Origin of the sequence: Pseudomonas sp. NPDC089741, assembly GCF_044748825.1 — a bacterium.
In the GTDB taxonomy this organism is placed as follows: Bacteria; Pseudomonadota; Gammaproteobacteria; order Pseudomonadales; family Pseudomonadaceae; genus Aquipseudomonas; species Aquipseudomonas helmanticensis.
This window is the reverse complement of record NZ_JBIVGT010000024.1, coordinates 59,929-77,463: the sequence shown is the minus strand read 5'-3', so window position 1 is coordinate 77,463 and position 17,535 is coordinate 59,929. Positions and strand designations below refer to the sequence as shown.

Sequence of the window (17,535 nt, the reverse complement as noted above, 5' to 3'; positions counted from 1 at the left end):
GAACTGTCGTCCAACGGTCCGACCTTGATAGCTTTGAAAATCGACACCGACAAAATCCGTGACGTTATCGGTAAAGGTGGCGCGACCATCCGTGCGATCTGCGAAGAAACCAAGGCTTCGATCGACATCGAAGACGACGGTTCGATCAAGATCTTCGGCGAAACCAAGGAAGCTGCTGAAGCTGCACGTCAGCGCGTTCTGGGCATCACCGCTGAAGCCGAGATCGGCAAGATCTACGTCGGCAAGGTTGAGCGCATCGTCGATTTCGGCGCATTCGTCAACATCCTGCCGGGCAAGGACGGTCTGGTACACATCTCGATGCTGAGCGACGCTCGCGTAGAGAAAGTGACCGACATCCTGAAAGAAGGCCAGGAAGTGGAAGTGCTGGTACTGGACGTGGACAACCGCGGCCGTATCAAGCTGTCCATCAAAGACGTGGCAGCGGCCAAGGCTTCGGGCGTTTAATCACACCAAAGCGTTAGCGCAATAAAAATGCCCCGCCGTGAAAACGGCGGGGCATTTTTTTGTCTGGCGTAAAGATCAAGAGATCGCAGCCTGCGGCAGCTCCTACACAGGCTGCGATCTTTGCTTTTGTGAAAACCGGTGCTAGGTTTAGCCCACCGCCCGTGTAGCTCAGCCGGTAGAGCAGCGCACTCGTAACGCGAAGGTCGCAGGTTCGATTCCTGTCTCGGGCACCATCCCCGCTTATTTCACCTTGCGGCTCAGATCCTCGACAGTACGTTTGAGCTGGTCCATCGCCCGATCCTGGTCATTGACCTTCTGCTTCAGGTTCGAAATCTCGCTGCTGTTCGAGTTGGAACTCGAGCCACTGTTGCGCTTGAGCTCTTCAACCTGACGACCGAGGGTATCCAGTTCGCGGTCCTGTTCCTTGACCTTGTTCTTCAGCTCATCGATTTCCTTGCCGCTGGAGCTTGAACTCGAACCGCTGCTGCGTTTGAGCTCCTCGATCTGACGCGATTGCTCACTGATGGTGTCGCGCATTTTCTTCAACTCATCAATGCTGATATCGCCTCTGACGACCACTTCTTTGCCGTAGTCGTTATGAACCAACGCAACTTTGTCGCCGTAAGATGGGCTGCTGGTGCTCAACTCGACGGCCATTGCGCTGGCCGGCAGTGCCAGGGTGGCGATCAGAGTGGTGGTGGAAACAAAAGCGGAAATCTTCGAAAAGCTGCGCATCACTGGTTTTCCTTGTGAACAGCATGAGTGCCGAACTGGCACATCGCTATGACTCGAAAAGCGCATTTATGTTCCGCAGGTCAACTTTTTGTGCGAGAGATGTAAAGAGCCGTGTAATTCGTCATGCAAACGTCCTATATTCGGTGCCTGCATGAGCATCGCTTAGCAGTTTTCAGATGATCCCGAATGGTTCCGAAGGCCGGACAAATCCGCGTCAGAGAGATCCTTGATGATCCAGATCCATCCTCCATTCTTACGATCAACGAGAACGCCATGACCGAATTAACTCAAGAGCAACGTCACGAACAAGCGCTGGAAAAGTACAAACTCGACGCGCCGCAGCTGTTGGAAGAGATCAAGGATCTCGGCCCCGATGATCAGAAAGATCAGATTCAGTGGGCGTTCGAAGACGAAGCCGAGGCTCAGGGCTTGCAGCCGTGGGAGCTGACGCTCAAGTACACGAGCACGCCGGAGGAGTTCGAGGCGCAGCGCCTTGTGCTGCACAAGGAAGCGGCCGAAGTATTGGGTGTCGAGTGGGACGATTACTGCGAGATGAATAATCTTGTCGTCTAAGAGCAGCTAGGAGCTACAAGTTTCAAGCTACAAGTCAAAGCAAAAGCGTTTTGGCTTGTAGCTTGTAGCTCGCATCTGTCGCTGCTGTTTAAAGGCTGAGACGCATCGACAGGTCGACCGCTTTGACATCCTTGGTCATCGCGCCGATCGAGATGTAGTCCACCCCGGTTTCAGCGATCGGCAGCAGTGTGCTTTCGTTGATGCCGCCGCTCGCTTCCAGTTTCGCCCTGCCGCCGTTCAGGCGCACGGCTTCGCGCATGTCGTCCAGGCTCAGTTCGTCGAGCATGATGATGTCGGCGCCGGCCGCCAGCGCTTCCTTCAGTTCTTCCAGGCTTTCCACTTCGATTTCCACCGGTTTGCCCGGGGCAATCTTGTGCGCGGCGGCAATGGCCTGCGGGATGCCACCGCTGGCCGCGATGTGGTTTTCCTTGATCAGGAATGCGTCGTACAGACCGATGCGGTGGTTGTGGCAGCCACCGCAGGTCACTGCGTACTTCTGCGCCAGACGCAGGCCTGGCAGGGTCTTGCGGGTGTCCAGCAACTTGACGTCAGTGGCCCCGACAAAGTCCGCCAGATACTGCGCGCGCGTGGCCACACCGGACAACAACTGCAGGAAGTTCAGCGCACTGCGTTCGCCGGTCAGCAGTGAACGGGCCGGGCCCTCCAGATGAAACAGCGGCTGATTGGGTTTAACCCGTTCGCCATCCATCACTTGCCAGTGCACCGCCACACGCGGATCGAGCTGACGGAACACCGCATCGACCCACGCGGTGCCGCAAACGACGGCCTCGTCGCGAGTAATGATGGTGGCTTTGGCCAAACGTTCGGCCGGGATCAGTTGCGCGGTGATGTCGCCGCTGCCGATGTCTTCGAGCAACGCACGGCGCACGTTGGCTTCGATTTCGGCGGTCAAATCGGCGAGACGTAGATTCGGCATAACGGGCTCCACAAACAAAGTGGTTCGATTATAGGGGCATGGCACAAGCCAACCCAAGACGGGAACGCGCGCGCTTGCCTGCATCCGGTCGAATTTCTTTGAGTAAACAGCGTTGTACCGTGGTCATTGGAAGGGCGGCGGCATAGGGGAAACCCTGACGGCTATAGCGCTGGCGACAAGTTTTGCAAGATAATCCGCCTTGCATTTGACGTCATAGCTTTGACGTGGGTCTGTGCCTGCTGAATTACCCTGTAGGAGCGAGCCTGCTCGCGAAAGCATTCACTCAATCGCCACTGCGCTGACTGACAGGACGCCATCGCGAGCAGGCTCACTTCTACAGGGATTCGTGTGATGGCCTGCATTGCCGCCAGCACACTCGATGTTTCTGCCAAGAACAATCACCGTTCCAGGAGGCTTGGATGCACAACGACGGGAAAGTAGTGCCTTTGCACAAGGCCGCTACCGATCAGGCGAATCATTCGCCGCTCGCCCGCCTGCCTGTGATTCTCCTTCAGGTTCGCGACAAGGCTGCGCAACAGCTGCGCCATGGTTTGCAGGAGCTGTTCGATAACGCCGATGACACGTTGTTTGAAATGGCCGATCGGGCGCGCAACGACGTCGAACAGAACATTTTTTTCGAAGCCATGCGCGACCTGCGCCTCAAGCGCAAAAACATCGAGCGCGGCTTTCTCGAACAATTCTTCGAAGCCTTCGTCGGCCTCACCCAATACGACCCCACGCACAGCACGCTGCCTCGCACGCTGATGTTTGAGGACTCGGCGCCGCGCACCGATGACATGGAGCGCAGCGTCGCCATCGAAACCATGGTCGGTCGCGTCCTCAAGCGTGATGGCTTCGCGCTGGATCAACTGACCGCGCGGCTCAATGCCTTGCTCGGCAATCCCCTCGACGAGCAGCACAACCCGCTCGGCCCGGCGATGCTCTGTGAGTACTTCCTGCAGGCCGGTCGTAATCTGGGGGTGGAGATCAAGGTCAAGCTGATCCTGCTCAAATTGTTCGAGCGCTATGTGCTTGCCGATACCGAACAACTCTATGCCGAAGCCAATCAACTGCTGCTCGCAACGGGTGTGCTGCCCGACTTGAAGCCGGCACCGGCGCGACGAGCGCTGGATCGTGCGGTGGCCAGCGTCTACAGCGAAGAAAGCGAGGACCCGTCACCTGCAGACGAAGGCGTGCAGGAAGTTTTCGTCGCGTTGCAGGAACTGCTGTTGCACGTGCGCGGCAGCGTTGCCCCGACGCTGGAACCGAGTGCCACGGCCCAGCCGATCACCACCCGCGACCTGCTGCGCCTGCTCTCGCATTTGCAGCAATATGTGCCGGCGCTGGCGGCGCAGGATGACTTCGATTTGCGCAATCAACTCGAACAATTGCTGACGCGGGTCAGCGTCAAAAGTGGCAAGTCGCGGATCGTCGGTGGCGCCGACGAGGACGTGATCAATCTGATCGCCATGGTCTTTGACTGCATTCTCGAAGACCGCAACGTGCCGGACTCGCTCAAGGCTCTGATCGCCCGCTTGCAGATCCCCATGCTCAAGGTCGCGGTGCTCGACAAGAGCTTCTTCAGCCGCAGCAGCCATCCGGCGCGGCGCCTGCTCAACGAAATCGCGGACGCCGCCATGGGCTGGGGCGATTGCGATGGCGAGGCGCGTGACAGTCTGTATCTGCGCATCGAACAAGTGGTGCAGCGCTTGCTCAGCGATTTCGTCGACGATCCGGCGATTTTCTCCGAACTGTTGGCTGACTTTCTTGCCTTTACCAGCGATGAACGTCGGCGCAGCGAATTGCTTGAGCAGCGTTTGCGTGATGCCGAAGAGGGCCGGGCAAAAACCGAACTGGCCCGGCGTCGGGTCGAGCAAGCGTTGAATCAGGCGCTGCTGGGCAAAGTCCTGCCACCCTCGGTGGTGACTTTCGTGCAGGATGCCTGGAGCAAAGTGCTGTTGCTGACCCGCCTCAAGCACGGCGACCAATCCGCCGAATGGCAAGCCGACGTGCAGACCATGGAGCAATTGATCTGGAGCGTGCAGCGCCATGACGACGCCGAATCCAGTCTGCGCTTGCTGGCGCTGGTGCCGGGATTGCTCAAGTCGCTGCGTGACGGCTTGAGCAGTTCGGCGTTCGATCCGTTTGCCACCAGCGAATTCTTCAGTGAACTGGAAGCACTGCACGTGTGTGTGCTGGAGCGCTCGGGTGAAACGGATCAGGCGGCCAGTCCTGTCATGGTTGAGGTTTCGCAGCAGATCGTGTTGCCGGCGGGCGATAACCCGTTGGCGCTGGCTGCAGTGAATCTGCCCGACGACGATGCCGGCCTGCGTCAGGTTGAACAACTGCGCCTGGGCAGTTGGGTGGCGTTTCAGGAAGACGACGAACACACGCTGCGCTGCAAGCTCGCGGCCATCATCGAAGCCACGGGCAAGTACGTGTTTGTCGACCGCACCGGGATGAAAGTGCTGGAACGCAGCCGCGTCAGTCTGGCCCATGAAATTCGCCGCGGGGTCGTGCGCAGGCTGGACGACACCTTGCTGTTCGATCGAGCGCTGGAGTCGGTGCTCGGCAATCTGCGACGACTCAATCGCGGCAAGTGATCGCGCGCTGGGGGCCGATCACGGCATACTGGGCGTCAACACAGTCGGCGTTGAAGGAATCGTTATGCAGTTGGATCCCGCTAGCGGGTGGTGTCACGGGGTGCAGGTCTGCCCATCGCCCAACTTCAATGAACGCCCTGCGGGCGAAATTTCCCTGTTGGTTATCCACAACATCAGCCTGCCGCCGGCGCAGTTCGCCACCGGCAAGGTGCAGGAATTTTTCCAGAATCGTCTGGATGTCACCGAACATCCCTACTTTGCAGGGATTGCCGATTTGCGCGTCTCGGCGCACTTTCTGATTGAACGTGACGGCAAGGTCACCCAGTTTGTCTCCTGTATCGAGCGGGCGTGGCATGCTGGCGTGTCGCTGTTCGAAGGGCGCGAAACCTGTAACGATTTTTCCGTGGGTATTGAGCTCGAAGGCACCGATGATCTGCCATTTACCGATGCGCAGTATCAGGCCTTGACGGTGTTGACCCGTCAGTTGCAAACAGCATTTCCGGCCATCACCGGCGCCCGCATTTGCGGGCACAGCGACATAGCACCCGGGCGTAAGACCGATCCTGGCCCGGCATTCGACTGGGCGCGTTACCGCGCAGCCCTGGCACAAGAGGAAGGACAATGAGTTTTCTGGTGTTACTGCTGGCGGTCTGGATCGAGAAGTTCTCGGCCTTGCGCCATCGGGTTCAACGCGATGGCGGATGGATCCGCGAACTGCACAAACTTGAAAGCAGCTCGCGATTGGCCGATCAGCCATGGTTGGTGCTGACGATCATGGTGTTGCTGCCGGTGGCGCTGCTCGGCCTGTTGCTGCTGGTGCTGCAGCCAGTGGCTTACGGCTTGTTGGCCTTGCCGGTGCATTTGCTGGTGGTGATTTACAGTCTGGGGCGCGGCGATTTGCTCGGCGGTCTCGGGCCGTTCCGCGATGCCTGGCGCCGTGAAGATCTGCAGGCGGCGGCGCATGTCGCCAAGCGCGATCTGGATATTTGCGCCGACAGTGGCGAGCAACTGCTTGACCGCGTGCAGGGGCACCTGTTGTGGGAGGCTTATCAAAGCTTCTTCGCGGTGATTTTCTGGTATTTCCTGCTCGGCCCGGTGGCGGCACTGGCCTATCGCTTGCTGGCGCTGGCCGAGGAACACGGCAAGAATCCGGCATTGGTCGAACATGCGGCGCAAATGCGCCATGCCTTTGATTGGGTGCCGGTGCGATTGCTGGCGGCGAGCCTGGCGCTGGTCGGCAACTTTGTCGCGGTCAGCCGGGTGATGCTGCATGAGCTGCTGAACTGGAACATCAGCGCTGCGCAACTGATCAACAAGGTTGGCCTGGTGGCGGGGGAGATCCCGCCTCCTGTGGTCGGTCCTGAGGGCATCAATACGCTTGATTGCCTGTGGGAACTGCTGCTGCGCGCGGCGGTGCTGTGGTATGCCGGGTTTGCCTTGTGGACGGTTCTGGTTCACTGATTTCAAACAAAGATCAAAAGATCGCAGCCTGCGGCAGCTCCTACAGGGATTGGTTTTTCTGTAGGAGCTGCCGCAGGCTGCGTTCTTTTTTTCGTTAACCTTAAGTTACAAAACCTCCCGTCGATTTGAGCTATACAGTGATGGCGCTCGATAGTGGCTATCTGCTGTCGCCTCGCGCCTGCCAATAAAAACAAGAAAAACCAAGGGAGACTTCCAGTGAAGAGCTTGCTCTATCCCGCCGTCTCGCTGATGAACCGTCTGAGCTTCGGCATGAAGTTCAGCCTGATCAGCGTGCTATTCCTGGTACCGATGCTGGTGACCAATTTTTATCTGGTACGCGATTCCTATCGTGAATTTCAGGGCACCCGGGTCGAGCTGCAAAGCCTTGATCTGCTGGGGAGCAGCCTGACCCTGCGCCGGGATCTGGAAACCCTGAACAATCTGGTACAGATCAACGTCATCCTCGGCCAGTCCGGCAAGGCCGGCAATGTCGAAGCGAACATCACCAGCCTCGAACAAGCCGTGCTGACGCGTCTGCAAGGGCTGACGGCGATGACCGACGACCCCGAACAGATCAAGGTTTTCGACGGCAAGCGTGATGAAATGATTGCCGCGTTCAAGGCCCAGCAGGCGGAAAACTCGCTGCAAAGCAAAAGCGCGCTGATCGGCAAGTTGCTCACCAGCGCGCAGATTTTCAGCCAGATCATCACCAGCCAGGCTGGCCTCAGCCGTGACAACCAGAGCGATATTCGCCAGCTCAGCGAACTGGTGACGCTGATCACCCCGACGGTGACGCAAACCCTCGGCGAAGGCCGGGCCATGGGCTCGTATTCGTTGGGGCAGGGTTTTCTCAACAGTGCGTCGAGCACGCGTTTCGATGAACTGTTGGTGCAGATCGAAAAGCTCCAGGCGGAATACGCCTTGAAGTTGCAGGACGCCCTCGGCTCCAGCAAGGCTGCGCGTGAAACCCTCAGCGTTCAGGCCGACAGCAGCAAGGCGTCGCTGAAGCAGGCGACAGAGCTGTTCGAAGAACACGTGGTGATGGCCGATACCCTCGATGCACCGTGGCAGTCGTTTTACGATCAGGTCACCGGATTGATCGACAAGACCTACCAGCTCAACGAAGCCAGCCTGAAATTCCTCGACACTCAACTGCAACAGCGTCTGACGCAAAACCGCACGCACATGACCTTGCAGGCGGTGGCGCTGTCGGTGGTGTTCGTGCTGATTTTCTATCTCTACGGCGGTTTCTACGCCTCGACCCGCACCACCCTCAAACGCCTTGGCGCGATGATGGATAAGGTCGCGGCGGGTGACATGACCGTCAACTTCGTGGCCCACAGCCGCGACGAACTCGGTGAGTTGGGCGAAGTGTTCAACGGCACCGTGAAGAAAATCCACGACCTGATCGAGCGCGTCGGTCAGACCGTTGGTGAAGTCGAGCGTCAGGCCGGACAAGTTGAAAACGTCTCGGCGCAAAGCAATCAGGCCGTCGCCGGGCAGCGCACGCAGATCGAACAAGTGGCCACGGCGATGAACCAGATGTCGGCGACCTCACAGGAAGTCGCGCGCAGTGCCGCCGCCGCCGTGAGCAGCGCCCACAGCGTCAATGATGAAACCGTCAGCGGCCGTAGCCTGGTCGAGTCGCAGCAGGGCAGCATTGCCGCGCTGGCCAGCGAGATCGATCAGTCGGTGCTGGTGATCAATCAGTTGGCGAGTGACAGCCAGTCGATCAGCCGCGTACTGGAAGTGATCAAGAGCATCGCCGAGCAGACCAACCTGCTAGCGCTCAACGCCGCGATCGAAGCGGCCCGCGCCGGCGAGCAGGGCCGTGGTTTTGCCGTGGTCGCGGACGAAGTGCGCACGCTGGCCAAGCGCACCCAGCAATCCACCGAAGAAATCGAGCAGATGATCGCCAAGCTGCACGGCGGCGTCGGCGCTGCGGTGAAAGCCATGGGCGTCAGCCATCAGATGGCCAACGGCACGGTCGGGCAGTCGGAGAAGGTCCAGCAGGCGCTGGAAAACATCCTCGGCGCGGTCGGCATGATCGTCGATCAGAACCAGCAGATTGCCGCTGCGGTGGAACAGCAAACGGCGGTCGCCCACGACATCGACCAAAACATCGTCGAGATCAACCGCGCCGGCGAGCGCACGGCCTACGGCGCGCACCAGACCGAAGACGCCAGCCGTGCGCTGTCCGCCCAGGTCGTCGAACTCAAACAATTGATCAGCGCCTTCCGCGTCTAACCCCCCAATTGTAGGAGCTGCGGCACGCTGCGATCTTTTGATCTGGTTTTTAAAGATCAAAAGATCGCAGCGTGCCGCAGCTCCTACAGTTACCAGCTCCTACAGTTACCAGCTCCTACAGTTACCAGCTCCTACAGTTACCAGCTCCTACAGTTACCAGTTACCAGTTACCAGTTTGCTGGAGCACGGTTCCGGTTTTGTCTGAATAGTTTGTAGTCTTTTTAAACTGGCCTATGTAGGCGAATTCCTGTTTTCCTCCACCCGCTGGATTTTCGCCTTCAATCAACCAGAATCCCTGTCAGACCGTTTTGGAGGAGACTGCTCATGTCCGTCGCAACCCTGGGAGTCCAGGGCCGTTGTGCTCATTGTCAGACCACCCTGCTGCTGAAACCCTGGCAACTGAATGCCATCTCGATCAATGAACCGTTCACCTGCGAGCATTGCCAGAAAACCCTGGAATTGCGCTGCCCAAAACAGATCAAACGCTTCAAGTCCCTCGATTCACTGGCGCTGTTGCGCTTCAGCGCGTCGGTGACGGTCTGCACCGCATTGCTGGTGGCATTGGTGATGGAGTGGGTGGGGTTGCTCAGCGTCACCGAACAACTCAACGCATCGTTGATTACAATTTTCGCGTACTTCGTTGTCGTGCGTTACGCGCGCCATCGTCAGCATCTGACGCTGGTTCTCGACGCCGCCAAGGCCCACGCCGACTGATTGCTGACCACTGCTCACTGACGACTGTCTGTAGGTGCTGCGGCAAGCTGCGATCTTTTGATGTTGCTTGTAAAAACAGATCAAAAGATCGCAGCGTGCCGCAGCTCCTACAGGAGGATGCATCGGGTTACCAGCCGAAGACTTCGCAGCTGTTGGCGGTGCTGGCGGCGGCGAGTTGTTGCGGGGTGGTTTTCATCAGCTCGGCCAAGGCTGCGCAGATCGCCGGCAAATGCGCCGGGCTGTTGCGCTGACCGGGAAACATCGCCGGCGCCATGTCCGGTGAATCGGTTTCCAGGACGATCGATTCCAGCGGCAACTCCGTGAGAACCCGATGCATGCGCAACGCCTGCGGCCAGGTCGGCGCGCCGCCCAGGCCCAGTTTGAACCCCAGTTTGATGTATTCGCGCGCTTCTTCACGGCTGCCGGCAAAGGCGTGGATGATCCCGGCGCGCTTGAGCTTGAAGCGCTTGAGGGTGGCAATCACTGCGGCGTGGCTGCGGCGCACATGAATCAGCGTCGGCAATGCAAAGTCCGCCGCCAATTGCAGTTGCGCCTCGAACAATGTCTGTTGCTGCTCGCGATCCAGCGTTTCGACGAAGTAATCCAGACCGATCTCGCCCACCGCACACAACTGCCGATGTCCGCGCAGCCGGGTCAGCCAATCACCGAGTGCCGTCAAATCTTCCGGACGATGCTGATCGAGGTACACCGGATGCAAGCCAAACGCCGCGTACAAATCGGCATCGCTGCGCACCAGATCCCACACCCGTTGCCAGTTGCCCTCGTACACCCCCAACACCACCATCCGCCGCACCCCGAGGGCACGGCTTTCGGCAAGCAACGCCGAGCGATCGACGTCGAAGTCGGGGAAGTCGAGGTGGGTGTGACTGTCGATCAGCTCCACGGCTCAGTCCCGGTGAATACGCTGCTTGAAGGTTCGCGCAATGGCCTGCACGCCAGGCTTGTACTCCGACTGCTCGACCGCCGCCAGCGCCAGTTCCAGCGCCTTGTCGGCGATCAACTGGTGCTGCTGAGCCATGGCGTTGACCGGCAGCGGCAGGAAATCCAGCAACTGCGTATCGCCGAAGGTGCCGAGGCGCAGCGGCCGTGATTTCAGCGGGAAGTCATGCAGCGCATCGAACACGCCCTGCAACAGCACGTAGGATGTCGTCACCAGCGCGTCGGGCAAATGCCCCAGGCGTTGCAGGAGTTCTTCCATCAATTGTTTGCCGCACTCACGGCTGAAGGATTCAGCGTGCTCGACCAGCACTTCACCTTTGAAGTCGACCAGCGCCTGTTTGAAACCGGCGGCACGTTCCTGGCTGATGCTCAGTTCCGGGCGTGCGCCGAGCAACACAATCTGCTTGAGTTGTGGCTCGAGCAGGCTTTGCGTCAGGTGCTGACTGGCCTCGCGGTCGTCGCTGATCACCGAGCAGAAATACTCCGGCTCCATGACCCGGTCGATGGCGATGATCGGCATCCCCTTGGCCTGCAACTGCCGATAACTGTCATCACCGGCAGGCAGGCAACTGGCAACGATCAGCGCATCGCAACGGCGCGCGCGGAACAGTTGCAGCAATTGCCGCTCGCTGTCCGGCGCATCGTCGGAACTGGCGATCAGCAATTGATAACCACGCGCCCGCGCACCTTGCTCCAGCAATTTGGCGATCCGCGCATAGCTGGGGTTTTCCAGATCCGGCAGGATAAAACCCAACGTACGCGTGTGCCGGCTGCGCAGCCCGGCGGCTTGCGGATTGGGCGTGAAGCCGTGCAGATCGACCACGGCGCGCACGCGTTCGACGGTCGCGGTACTGATGCGTTGCTGTTCGGCCTTGCCGTTGATGACGTAGCTGGCGGTGGTCACGGACACGCCGGCCAACCGCGCGATATCACTGAGTTTCAACCCGGGATTTCCTTGTTTTTGCGAGCTTGCCGCAACATTTTCGCCAATCCTACCCGATTAGGGCAGGCGACTATTGTCGCAACGCATCCGACAAGTTGGACTTCAAGGATGGGACATTATCGAGTAACGTGCCGATCAATCTAGATTAAACGTTTCAGCAGGCGTATTTTCTACGTTTTAGGCGCCTTTGGCCGGTTCTGCCGTGAAACCGCCAAAATTGCTGCTGAAAAGCAAAGCTGACAAGCGCCTAAGCTGCAACCATTCAAAACAATACCTGGCGTCATCCGATGCCAAAAAGGAGATTGCATGCTCGAGCTCACTATAGAGCAGATATCCATGGGCCAATCGGCCGTGGATAAACCCGCCGCCCTGCAATTGCTAGCCAGTCATCTGGTGGCCGATGGTCTGGTTGCCGACGGTTACCTCGCCGGCTTGCAGGCCCGGGAAGCCCAGGGCTCGACCTTTCTCGGTCAAGGTATTGCCATTCCCCACGGAACCCCGGAAACCCGCGATCAGGTGTTCGCCACTGGCGTGCGCCTGATGCAGTTCCCCGAGGGCGTGGATTGGGGCGATGGCCAGATCGTTTATCTGGCGATTGGTATCGCCGCCAAATCCGATGAACACTTGCGCCTGCTGCAACTGCTGACCCGCGCCCTCGGCGAAACCGACCTGGGCCAGGCCCTGCGTCGCGCCAGTTCCCCCGAAGCGCTGTTGAAACTGCTGCAAGGCGCGCCGCAAGAGCTGGCGCTGGATGCGCAGATGATCGGCCTCGGCGTCTCGGCCGATGATTTCGAAGAACTGGTCTGGCGTGGTGCACGTCTGCTGCGCCAGGCCGATTGTGTGAGCAACGGTTTCTCGGCGGTGCTGCAACAGGTCGAAGCGCTGCCGCTGGGCGATGGTTTGTGGTGGTTGCACAGCGAGCAAACCGTGAAACGCCCGGGCTTGGCATTCGTCACGCCAGACAAACCGATGCGTTACCTCGGCCAGCCGCTCAGCGGTCTGTTCTGTCTGGCCAGCCTTGGCGAAGCGCATCAGGCGCTGCTTGAACGCCTGTGCGCGTTGCTCATCGAAGGTCGCGGTCATGAACTGGGCCGCGCTACCAGCAGCCGCAAAGTCCTCGAAGTGCTCGGTGGTGAATTGCCCGCCGACTGGCCGAGCGCACGCATTGCGCTGGCCAACGCCCACGGCTTGCACGCGCGCCCGGCGAAGATCCTCGCGCAACTGGCGAAGCGTTTTGACGGCGAGATTCGCGTGCGCATCGTCGACGGTCAGGACAGCGCCGTGTCGGTGAAAAGCCTGAGCAAACTGCTCAGCCTTGGCGCCCGTCGCGGTCAGGTGCTTGAGCTGATCGCCGAACCAAGTATCGCCGCCGATGCCTTGCCGGCGTTGCTCTCGGCTATCGAACAAGGCCTCGGCGAAGAAGTCGAGCCGCTGCCCACCGTCAGTCAGCAGCGCGAAGTGCTCGCCGACATCGCCGAAATGCTGATCGCTCCGGCGTCCGGCGCTCAGTTGCAGGCGATCCCGGCAGCGCCCGGAATCGCCATCGGACCGGCGCATATTCAAGTGCAGCAAAGCATCGATTACCCGTTGCGTGGCGAGTCCGCCGCCATCGAGCGCGAACGTCTCAAGCAAGCGCTCAGCGATGTGCGCAACGACATTCAGGGGCTGATCGAACGCAGCAAAGCCAAAGCCATCCGCGAGATTTTCATCACCCATCAGGAGATGCTCGACGACCCGGAACTCACCGACGAAGTCGACACCCGCCTCAAGCAAGGCGAAAGCGCGGAAGCAGCGTGGATGGCGGTGATCGAAGCAGCGGCCAAACAACAGGAAGCGCTGCAGGATGCCTTGCTCGCCGAGCGTGCGGCGGACCTGCGGGACGTCGGCCGCCGTGTGCTCGCGCAATTGTGTGGCGTGCAGACGCCGAGCGAACCTGAGCAACCGTACATTCTGGTGATGGACGAGGTCGGCCCGTCCGACGTCGCGCGGCTGGACCCGGCGCGCGTCGCGGGGATTCTCACCGCACGCGGCGGCGCCACCGCGCACAGCGCTATCGTTGCGCGAGCCCTCGGCATTCCGGCGCTGGTCGGTGCTGGCGCAGCGGTGTTGTTGCTGGCGCCGGGCACGCCGTTGCTGCTTGACGGTCAACGCGGTCGCCTGCACGTCGACGCTGATGCCGGTACTCTGCAACGCGCCACCGAAGAACGTGACACTCGCGAACAACGCTTGAAGATTGCCGCCGAACAACGCCACCAACCGGCACACACCACCGACGGTCACGCGGTCGAAGTGTTCGCCAATATCGGCGAAAGCGCCGGGGTGATCAGCGCGGTGGAGCAGGGCGCCGAAGGCATCGGTCTGCTGCGCACCGAACTGATTTTCATGGCCCACCCGCAAGCGCCGGACGAGGCCACGCAAGAAGCCGAATACCGCCGCGTGCTCGACGGCCTCGGCGGTCGTCCGCTGGTGGTGCGCACGCTGGATGTCGGCGGCGACAAACCGCTGCCGTATTGGCCGATCGCCAAGGAAGAAAACCCGTTCCTCGGCGTGCGCGGCATTCGCCTGACCTTGCAGCGTCCGCAGATCATGGAAGCGCAACTGCGCGCGTTGCTGCGTTCGGCGGACAACCGGCCGCTGCGGATCATGTTTCCGATGGTGGGCAGCGTCGAAGAATGGCGCCAGGCTCGCGACATGACCGAGCGTTTGCGTCTGGAAATCCCGGTCGCCGATCTGCAAATGGGAATCATGATCGAGGTGCCGTCCGCCGCATTGCTCGCGCCGGTATTGGCCAAAGAAGTCGACTTCTTCAGCGTCGGCACCAACGACCTCACGCAATACACCCTGGCCATCGACCGTGGTCACCCGACCTTGTCGGCTCAGGCGGACGGCTTGCACCCGGCCGTACTGCAACTGATCGATATCACCGTGCGCGCCGCCCATGCCCACGGCAAATGGGTAGGCGTCTGCGGCGAACTGGCGGCGGATCCGCTGGCGGTGCCGGTGTTGGTCGGCCTCGGTGTCGATGAACTCAGCGTGTCCGGGCGCAGCATTGCTGAAGTGAAGGCGCGCATCCGTGAACTCAGCCTGACTCAGGCGCAAACCCTTGCTCAACACGCCCTGGCCGTGGGCAGCGCCAACGAAGTGCGCGCATTAGTGGAGGCCCTGTAATGGCCAAGATTCTTACCCTGACCCTCAACCCGGCGCTCGACCTCACCGTTGAGTTGCCGCGTCTGGACGCCGGTCAGGTCAATCGCAGCGACGAGATGCACACCCACGCCGCCGGCAAAGGCGTGAACGTCGCGCAGGTACTTGCCGACCTCGGCCATCAAGTAACGGTCAGCGGCTTTCTCGGCGAGGACAACCTGCAAGCGTTCGAAACCCTGTTCGCCAAGCGCGGTTTTGTCGACGCGTTCGTCCGCGTGCCGGGCGAGACGCGCAGCAACATCAAAGTGGCAGAGCAGAGCGGACGCATCACCGATATCAACGGCCCGGGGCCGGTGGTCGATGCGGCTGCACAGCAGGCGTTGCTCGATCGTCTGGTGCAGGTTGCGCCGGGTCACGACGCTGTGGTGGTCGCCGGCAGTTTGCCGCGCGGGGTCACGGCGCAGTGGTTGCGTGAACTGATCGAACGGCTCAATCAGCTCGGCTTGAAAGTCGCCCTCGACAGCAGCGGTGAAGCATTGCGTGCGGCGTTGCAGGCCAGTCCATGGCTGATCAAACCGAACACTGAAGAACTCGCCGATGCGCTCGGTTGCGAGGTGGTTTCTCACGCCGCCGAAGCGCAAGCAGCGGCGCAATTGCACGCGCAAGGCATCGAGCACGTGGTGATCTCCCACGGTGCCGACGGTGTGAATTGGTTCAGCGTCGGTTCGGCCCTGCACGCCACGCCACCCAAGGTCAGCGTCGCCAGCACGGTCGGTGCCGGCGATTCGTTGCTGGCCGGCATGCTCCACGGTTTGCTCAGCGCCGACACGCCTGAACAAACCCTGCGCACCGCCACCGCGATTGCCGCGATGGCGGTGACCCAGATCGGTTTCGGCATCAACGACCGCGCGCAACTGGCGCAGCTCGAACAGGGCGTGCGCGTGCGCCCCCTGACAGAACAATAAGAGGGTTTGTCATGAAGTTAGCCATTGTTACGGCTTGCCCGAACGGCATGGTCACCAGTGTGCTGTGCGCGCGTTTGCTCGATGCGGCGGCGCAGCGTCAGGGCTGGAGCACCAGCGTTGAAGTGGTCGATGCAGCGCACCCTGAGCGCGAATTGTCGGCGGCGACGATTGCGGCGGCGGAGTGGGTTTTGTTGGTCGCCACAGGTGCGGTCGACATGACGCGCTTTGTCGGCAAACGGGTTTTCCAGATTGCCCCGGCGCAGGCGTTGCAGGATGTTGAAGCAGTGCTGCGTCGTGGTGCTGAAGAGGCTGAAGTTTACGTTGCCAGCGAAGCTAAACCGCTTGCTGATGCGCCGCGTGCGCCACGCATCGTCGCCATCACCGCGTGCCCGACCGGTGTCGCCCACACCTTCATGGCCGCCGAAGCCTTGCAGCAAACCGCCAAGCGTCTGGGCTATGAACTGCAGGTCGAAACCCAAGGCTCGGTGGGCGCGAAAACCCCGTTGAGCGCAGCGGCGATTGCTGAGGCAGACGTGGTGTTGCTGGCGGCGGATATCGAAGTCGCCACCGAGCGTTTCGCCGGCAAAAAAATCTATCGTTGTGGCACCGGCATCGCCTTGAAGCAGTCCGAAGCGACGCTGAAAAAAGCCTTGGCCGAAGCTGTTGTGGAAAGTGCGGCAAGTGACGGCAAGGCACCGGCCAGGCAAGAGAAGACCGGCGTCTACAAACACCTGCTGACCGGCGTGTCGTTCATGCTGCCGATGGTCGTGGCCGGTGGTTTGATGATCGCGTTGTCATTCGTGTTCGGCATCACTGCGTTCAAGGAGGAAGGCACGCTGGCCGCTGCGCTGATGCAGATTGGTGGCGAGACCGCGTTCAAATTGATGGTGCCGTTGCTGGCGGGTTACATCGCCTATTCGATTGCTGATCGCCCAGGCCTGGCGCCGGGGATGATCGGCGGTTTGCTCGCGAGCACTCTGGGCGCCGGATTTATCGGTGGTATCGTCGCCGGTTTTATCGCCGGTTATGCGGCGAAGGCGATCAGTCGATATGTCGCGTTGCCGCAGAGTCTTGAAGCGCTGAAACCGATTCTGATCATCCCGTTGTTCGCCAGCCTGTTTACGGGACTGGTGATGATTTATGTGGTCGGTAAACCGGTTGCGGGCATGCTCGCGGCGCTCACGCATTTCCTCGACAGCATGGGCACCACCAACGCGATTCTGCTCGGTGTGTTACTCGGCGGCATGATGTGCGTCGACCTCGGCGGGCCGATCAACAAAGCCGCCTATGCGTTCTCGGTGGGGTTATTGGCCTCGCAGAGTTATGCACCGATGGCGGCGACCATGGCGGCGGGCATGGTGCCGCCGATTGGCCTGGGCATCGCCACGTTCATTGCCCGGCGCAAGTTTGCCCAGACTGAGCGCGAGGCCGGTAAAGCGGCGCTGGTGCTGGGGCTGTGCTTTATCTCCGAAGGGGCGATTCCGTTCGCCGCAAAAGACCCGTTGCGGGTGATCCCGGCAAGCATCGCCGGCGGGGCGTTGACCGGTGCATTGTCGATGTATTTCGGCTGCAAGCTGATGGCGCCGCATGGTGGCTTGTTTGTGCTGGCGATTCCGAATGCGATCAACCACGCGTTGCTGTATCTGCTGGCGATTGTCGCGGGGAGTCTGTTGACCGCCGTCGTCTATGCCACGGTCAAACGCCCCGAAGCCGTCGAGTTGGCCCTGGAACCCACCAAGGCCTGACCGCCCCCACAAATCCCTTGTAGGAGTGAGCCTGCTCGCGATA

At 60.3% G+C, this 17,535-nt stretch carries 14 protein-coding genes, 1 tRNA gene and 1 pseudogene; 12 read left to right on the top strand and 4 right to left on the bottom strand.

The annotated features are described in order from the left end of the window. Both ACIPZE_RS20595 and ACIPZE_RS20590 read left to right on the top strand, forming a co-directional pair. Positions 1–465, top strand: a 465-nt coding sequence (locus ACIPZE_RS20595) for a S1 RNA-binding domain-containing protein (protein ID WP_400774944.1), incomplete at its 5' end; no start/stop codon positions are given. A gap of 157 nt (positions 466–622) precedes the next feature. After that, positions 623–698: transfer RNA gene (locus tag ACIPZE_RS20590), tRNA-Thr, on the top strand. A gap of 7 nt (positions 699–705) precedes the next feature. On the opposite strand, the gene ACIPZE_RS20585 is transcribed toward ACIPZE_RS20590, so the two are convergent. After that, the gene (locus ACIPZE_RS20585) at positions 706–1,200 is read right to left on the bottom strand and encodes a hypothetical protein (RefSeq protein ID WP_283437725.1); all 495 of its coding nucleotides are present in this window, start codon (positions 1,198–1,200) and stop codon (positions 706–708) included. A 273-nt stretch (positions 1,201–1,473) separates the two neighbouring features. Here ACIPZE_RS20585 and ACIPZE_RS20580 point away from each other — a divergent pair, with 273 nt between their 5' ends. Then, on the top strand, positions 1,474–1,773 hold the full coding sequence (locus ACIPZE_RS20580) for a DUF6388 family protein (protein WP_129388984.1): 300 nt from the start codon (positions 1,474–1,476) through the stop codon (positions 1,771–1,773). A gap of 88 nt (positions 1,774–1,861) precedes the next feature. Here ACIPZE_RS20580 and nadC read toward each other — a convergent pair whose 3' ends face one another. Then, positions 1,862–2,710: a carboxylating nicotinate-nucleotide diphosphorylase gene (nadC, locus tag ACIPZE_RS20575; protein ID WP_283437724.1), complete on the bottom strand. Its 849-nt coding sequence runs from the start codon at positions 2,708–2,710 to the stop codon at positions 1,862–1,864. Positions 2,711–3,129: 419 nt separating this feature from the next. On the opposite strand from nadC, the gene ACIPZE_RS20570 reads away from it, so the two are divergent. The 6 genes and pseudogenes from ACIPZE_RS20570 (at position 3,130) to ACIPZE_RS20545 (ending at position 9,735) form a co-directional block, all read left to right on the top strand. Beyond that, the gene (locus ACIPZE_RS20570) at positions 3,130–5,313 is read left to right on the top strand and encodes a DUF1631 domain-containing protein (RefSeq protein ID WP_283437723.1); all 2,184 of its coding nucleotides are present in this window, start codon (positions 3,130–3,132) and stop codon (positions 5,311–5,313) included. Between the two features lie 64 nt (positions 5,314–5,377). Further along, positions 5,378–5,938 carry a 1,6-anhydro-N-acetylmuramyl-L-alanine amidase AmpD gene (gene ampD, locus ACIPZE_RS20565; RefSeq protein ID WP_400774940.1) on the top strand — a complete coding sequence of 187 codons (561 nt, stop codon included), beginning with the start codon at positions 5,378–5,380 and terminating at the stop codon, positions 5,936–5,938. Then, positions 5,935–6,774 (top strand): regulatory signaling modulator protein AmpE, encoded by an 840-nt coding sequence (ampE, locus tag ACIPZE_RS20560; protein WP_400774938.1) that lies wholly within the window; start codon positions 5,935–5,937, stop codon positions 6,772–6,774. Before ampD ends, ampE begins: the two co-directional genes overlap by 4 nt. A gap of 249 nt (positions 6,775–7,023) precedes the next feature. After that, positions 7,024–8,115 (top strand): annotated as a pseudogene (locus ACIPZE_RS20555) (methyl-accepting chemotaxis protein); the annotation flags it as partial. Continuing rightward, the gene (locus tag ACIPZE_RS20550; protein ID WP_400774955.1) at positions 8,092–9,021 is read left to right on the top strand and encodes a methyl-accepting chemotaxis protein; all 930 of its coding nucleotides are present in this window, start codon (positions 8,092–8,094) and stop codon (positions 9,019–9,021) included. The pseudogene ACIPZE_RS20555 and the gene ACIPZE_RS20550, both read left to right, overlap by 24 nt. Positions 9,022–9,345: 324 nt before the next feature. Continuing rightward, complete coding sequence (locus ACIPZE_RS20545; protein ID WP_283437719.1) at positions 9,346–9,735, top strand: hypothetical protein; 390 nt, start codon at positions 9,346–9,348, stop codon at positions 9,733–9,735. Between the two features lie 127 nt (positions 9,736–9,862). Here the strand turns inward: ACIPZE_RS20545 and ACIPZE_RS20540 are convergent, their stop codons facing one another. Together ACIPZE_RS20540 and cra are read right to left on the bottom strand one after the other, a co-directional pair. Next, positions 9,863–10,639 carry a TatD family hydrolase gene (locus ACIPZE_RS20540; RefSeq protein ID WP_400774936.1) on the bottom strand — a complete coding sequence of 259 codons (777 nt, stop codon included), beginning with the start codon at positions 10,637–10,639 and terminating at the stop codon, positions 9,863–9,865. 3 nt (positions 10,640–10,642) lie between these two features. After that, positions 10,643–11,638 (bottom strand): catabolite repressor/activator, encoded by a 996-nt coding sequence (gene cra, locus ACIPZE_RS20535; protein WP_400774935.1) that lies wholly within the window; start codon positions 11,636–11,638, stop codon positions 10,643–10,645. Positions 11,639–11,944: 306 nt separating this feature from the next. Between cra and ptsP the strand changes: the two genes are divergently transcribed. The 3 genes from ptsP to ACIPZE_RS20520 are packed head-to-tail and all read left to right on the top strand — an operon-like array spanning position 11,945 to position 17,492. After that, positions 11,945–14,806: a phosphoenolpyruvate--protein phosphotransferase gene (gene ptsP, locus ACIPZE_RS20530; protein WP_400774933.1), complete on the top strand. Its 2,862-nt coding sequence runs from the start codon at positions 11,945–11,947 to the stop codon at positions 14,804–14,806. Continuing rightward, positions 14,806–15,747, top strand: a complete 942-nt coding sequence (gene pfkB, locus ACIPZE_RS20525) for a 1-phosphofructokinase (RefSeq protein ID WP_400774931.1) — start codon at positions 14,806–14,808, stop codon at positions 15,745–15,747. The genes ptsP and pfkB overlap by 1 nt, the downstream gene beginning before the upstream one ends. Positions 15,748–15,758: 11 nt before the next feature. Then, a complete protein-coding gene (locus tag ACIPZE_RS20520) occupies positions 15,759–17,492 on the top strand; it encodes a PTS fructose-like transporter subunit IIB (protein ID WP_283437714.1) in 1,734 nt (577 codons plus the stop codon). The last annotated feature ends 43 nt before the right edge of the window (positions 17,493–17,535 follow it).

Coding starts and splice junctions, on each gene's coding strand:
- ACIPZE_RS20545 (WP_283437719.1), top strand. CDS start 9,346: ATGTCCGTCGCAACCCTGGGAGTCCAGGGCCGTTGTGCTCATTGTCAG.
- ACIPZE_RS20570 (WP_283437723.1), top strand. CDS start 3,130: ATGCACAACGACGGGAAAGTAGTGCCTTTGCACAAGGCCGCTACCGAT.
- ACIPZE_RS20585 (WP_283437725.1), bottom strand. CDS start 1,200: ATGCGCAGCTTTTCGAAGATTTCCGCTTTTGTTTCCACCACCACTCTG.
- ACIPZE_RS20550 (WP_400774955.1), top strand. CDS start 8,092: ATGACCGTCAACTTCGTGGCCCACAGCCGCGACGAACTCGGTGAGTTG.
- ACIPZE_RS20580 (WP_129388984.1), top strand. CDS start 1,474: ATGACCGAATTAACTCAAGAGCAACGTCACGAACAAGCGCTGGAAAAG.
- nadC (WP_283437724.1), bottom strand. CDS start 2,710: ATGCCGAATCTACGTCTCGCCGATTTGACCGCCGAAATCGAAGCCAAC.
- ptsP (WP_400774933.1), top strand. CDS start 11,945: ATGCTCGAGCTCACTATAGAGCAGATATCCATGGGCCAATCGGCCGTG.
- ampD (WP_400774940.1), top strand. CDS start 5,378: ATGCAGTTGGATCCCGCTAGCGGGTGGTGTCACGGGGTGCAGGTCTGC.
- ACIPZE_RS20520 (WP_283437714.1), top strand. CDS start 15,759: ATGAAGTTAGCCATTGTTACGGCTTGCCCGAACGGCATGGTCACCAGT.
- pfkB (WP_400774931.1), top strand. CDS start 14,806: ATGGCCAAGATTCTTACCCTGACCCTCAACCCGGCGCTCGACCTCACC.
- ampE (WP_400774938.1), top strand. CDS start 5,935: ATGAGTTTTCTGGTGTTACTGCTGGCGGTCTGGATCGAGAAGTTCTCG.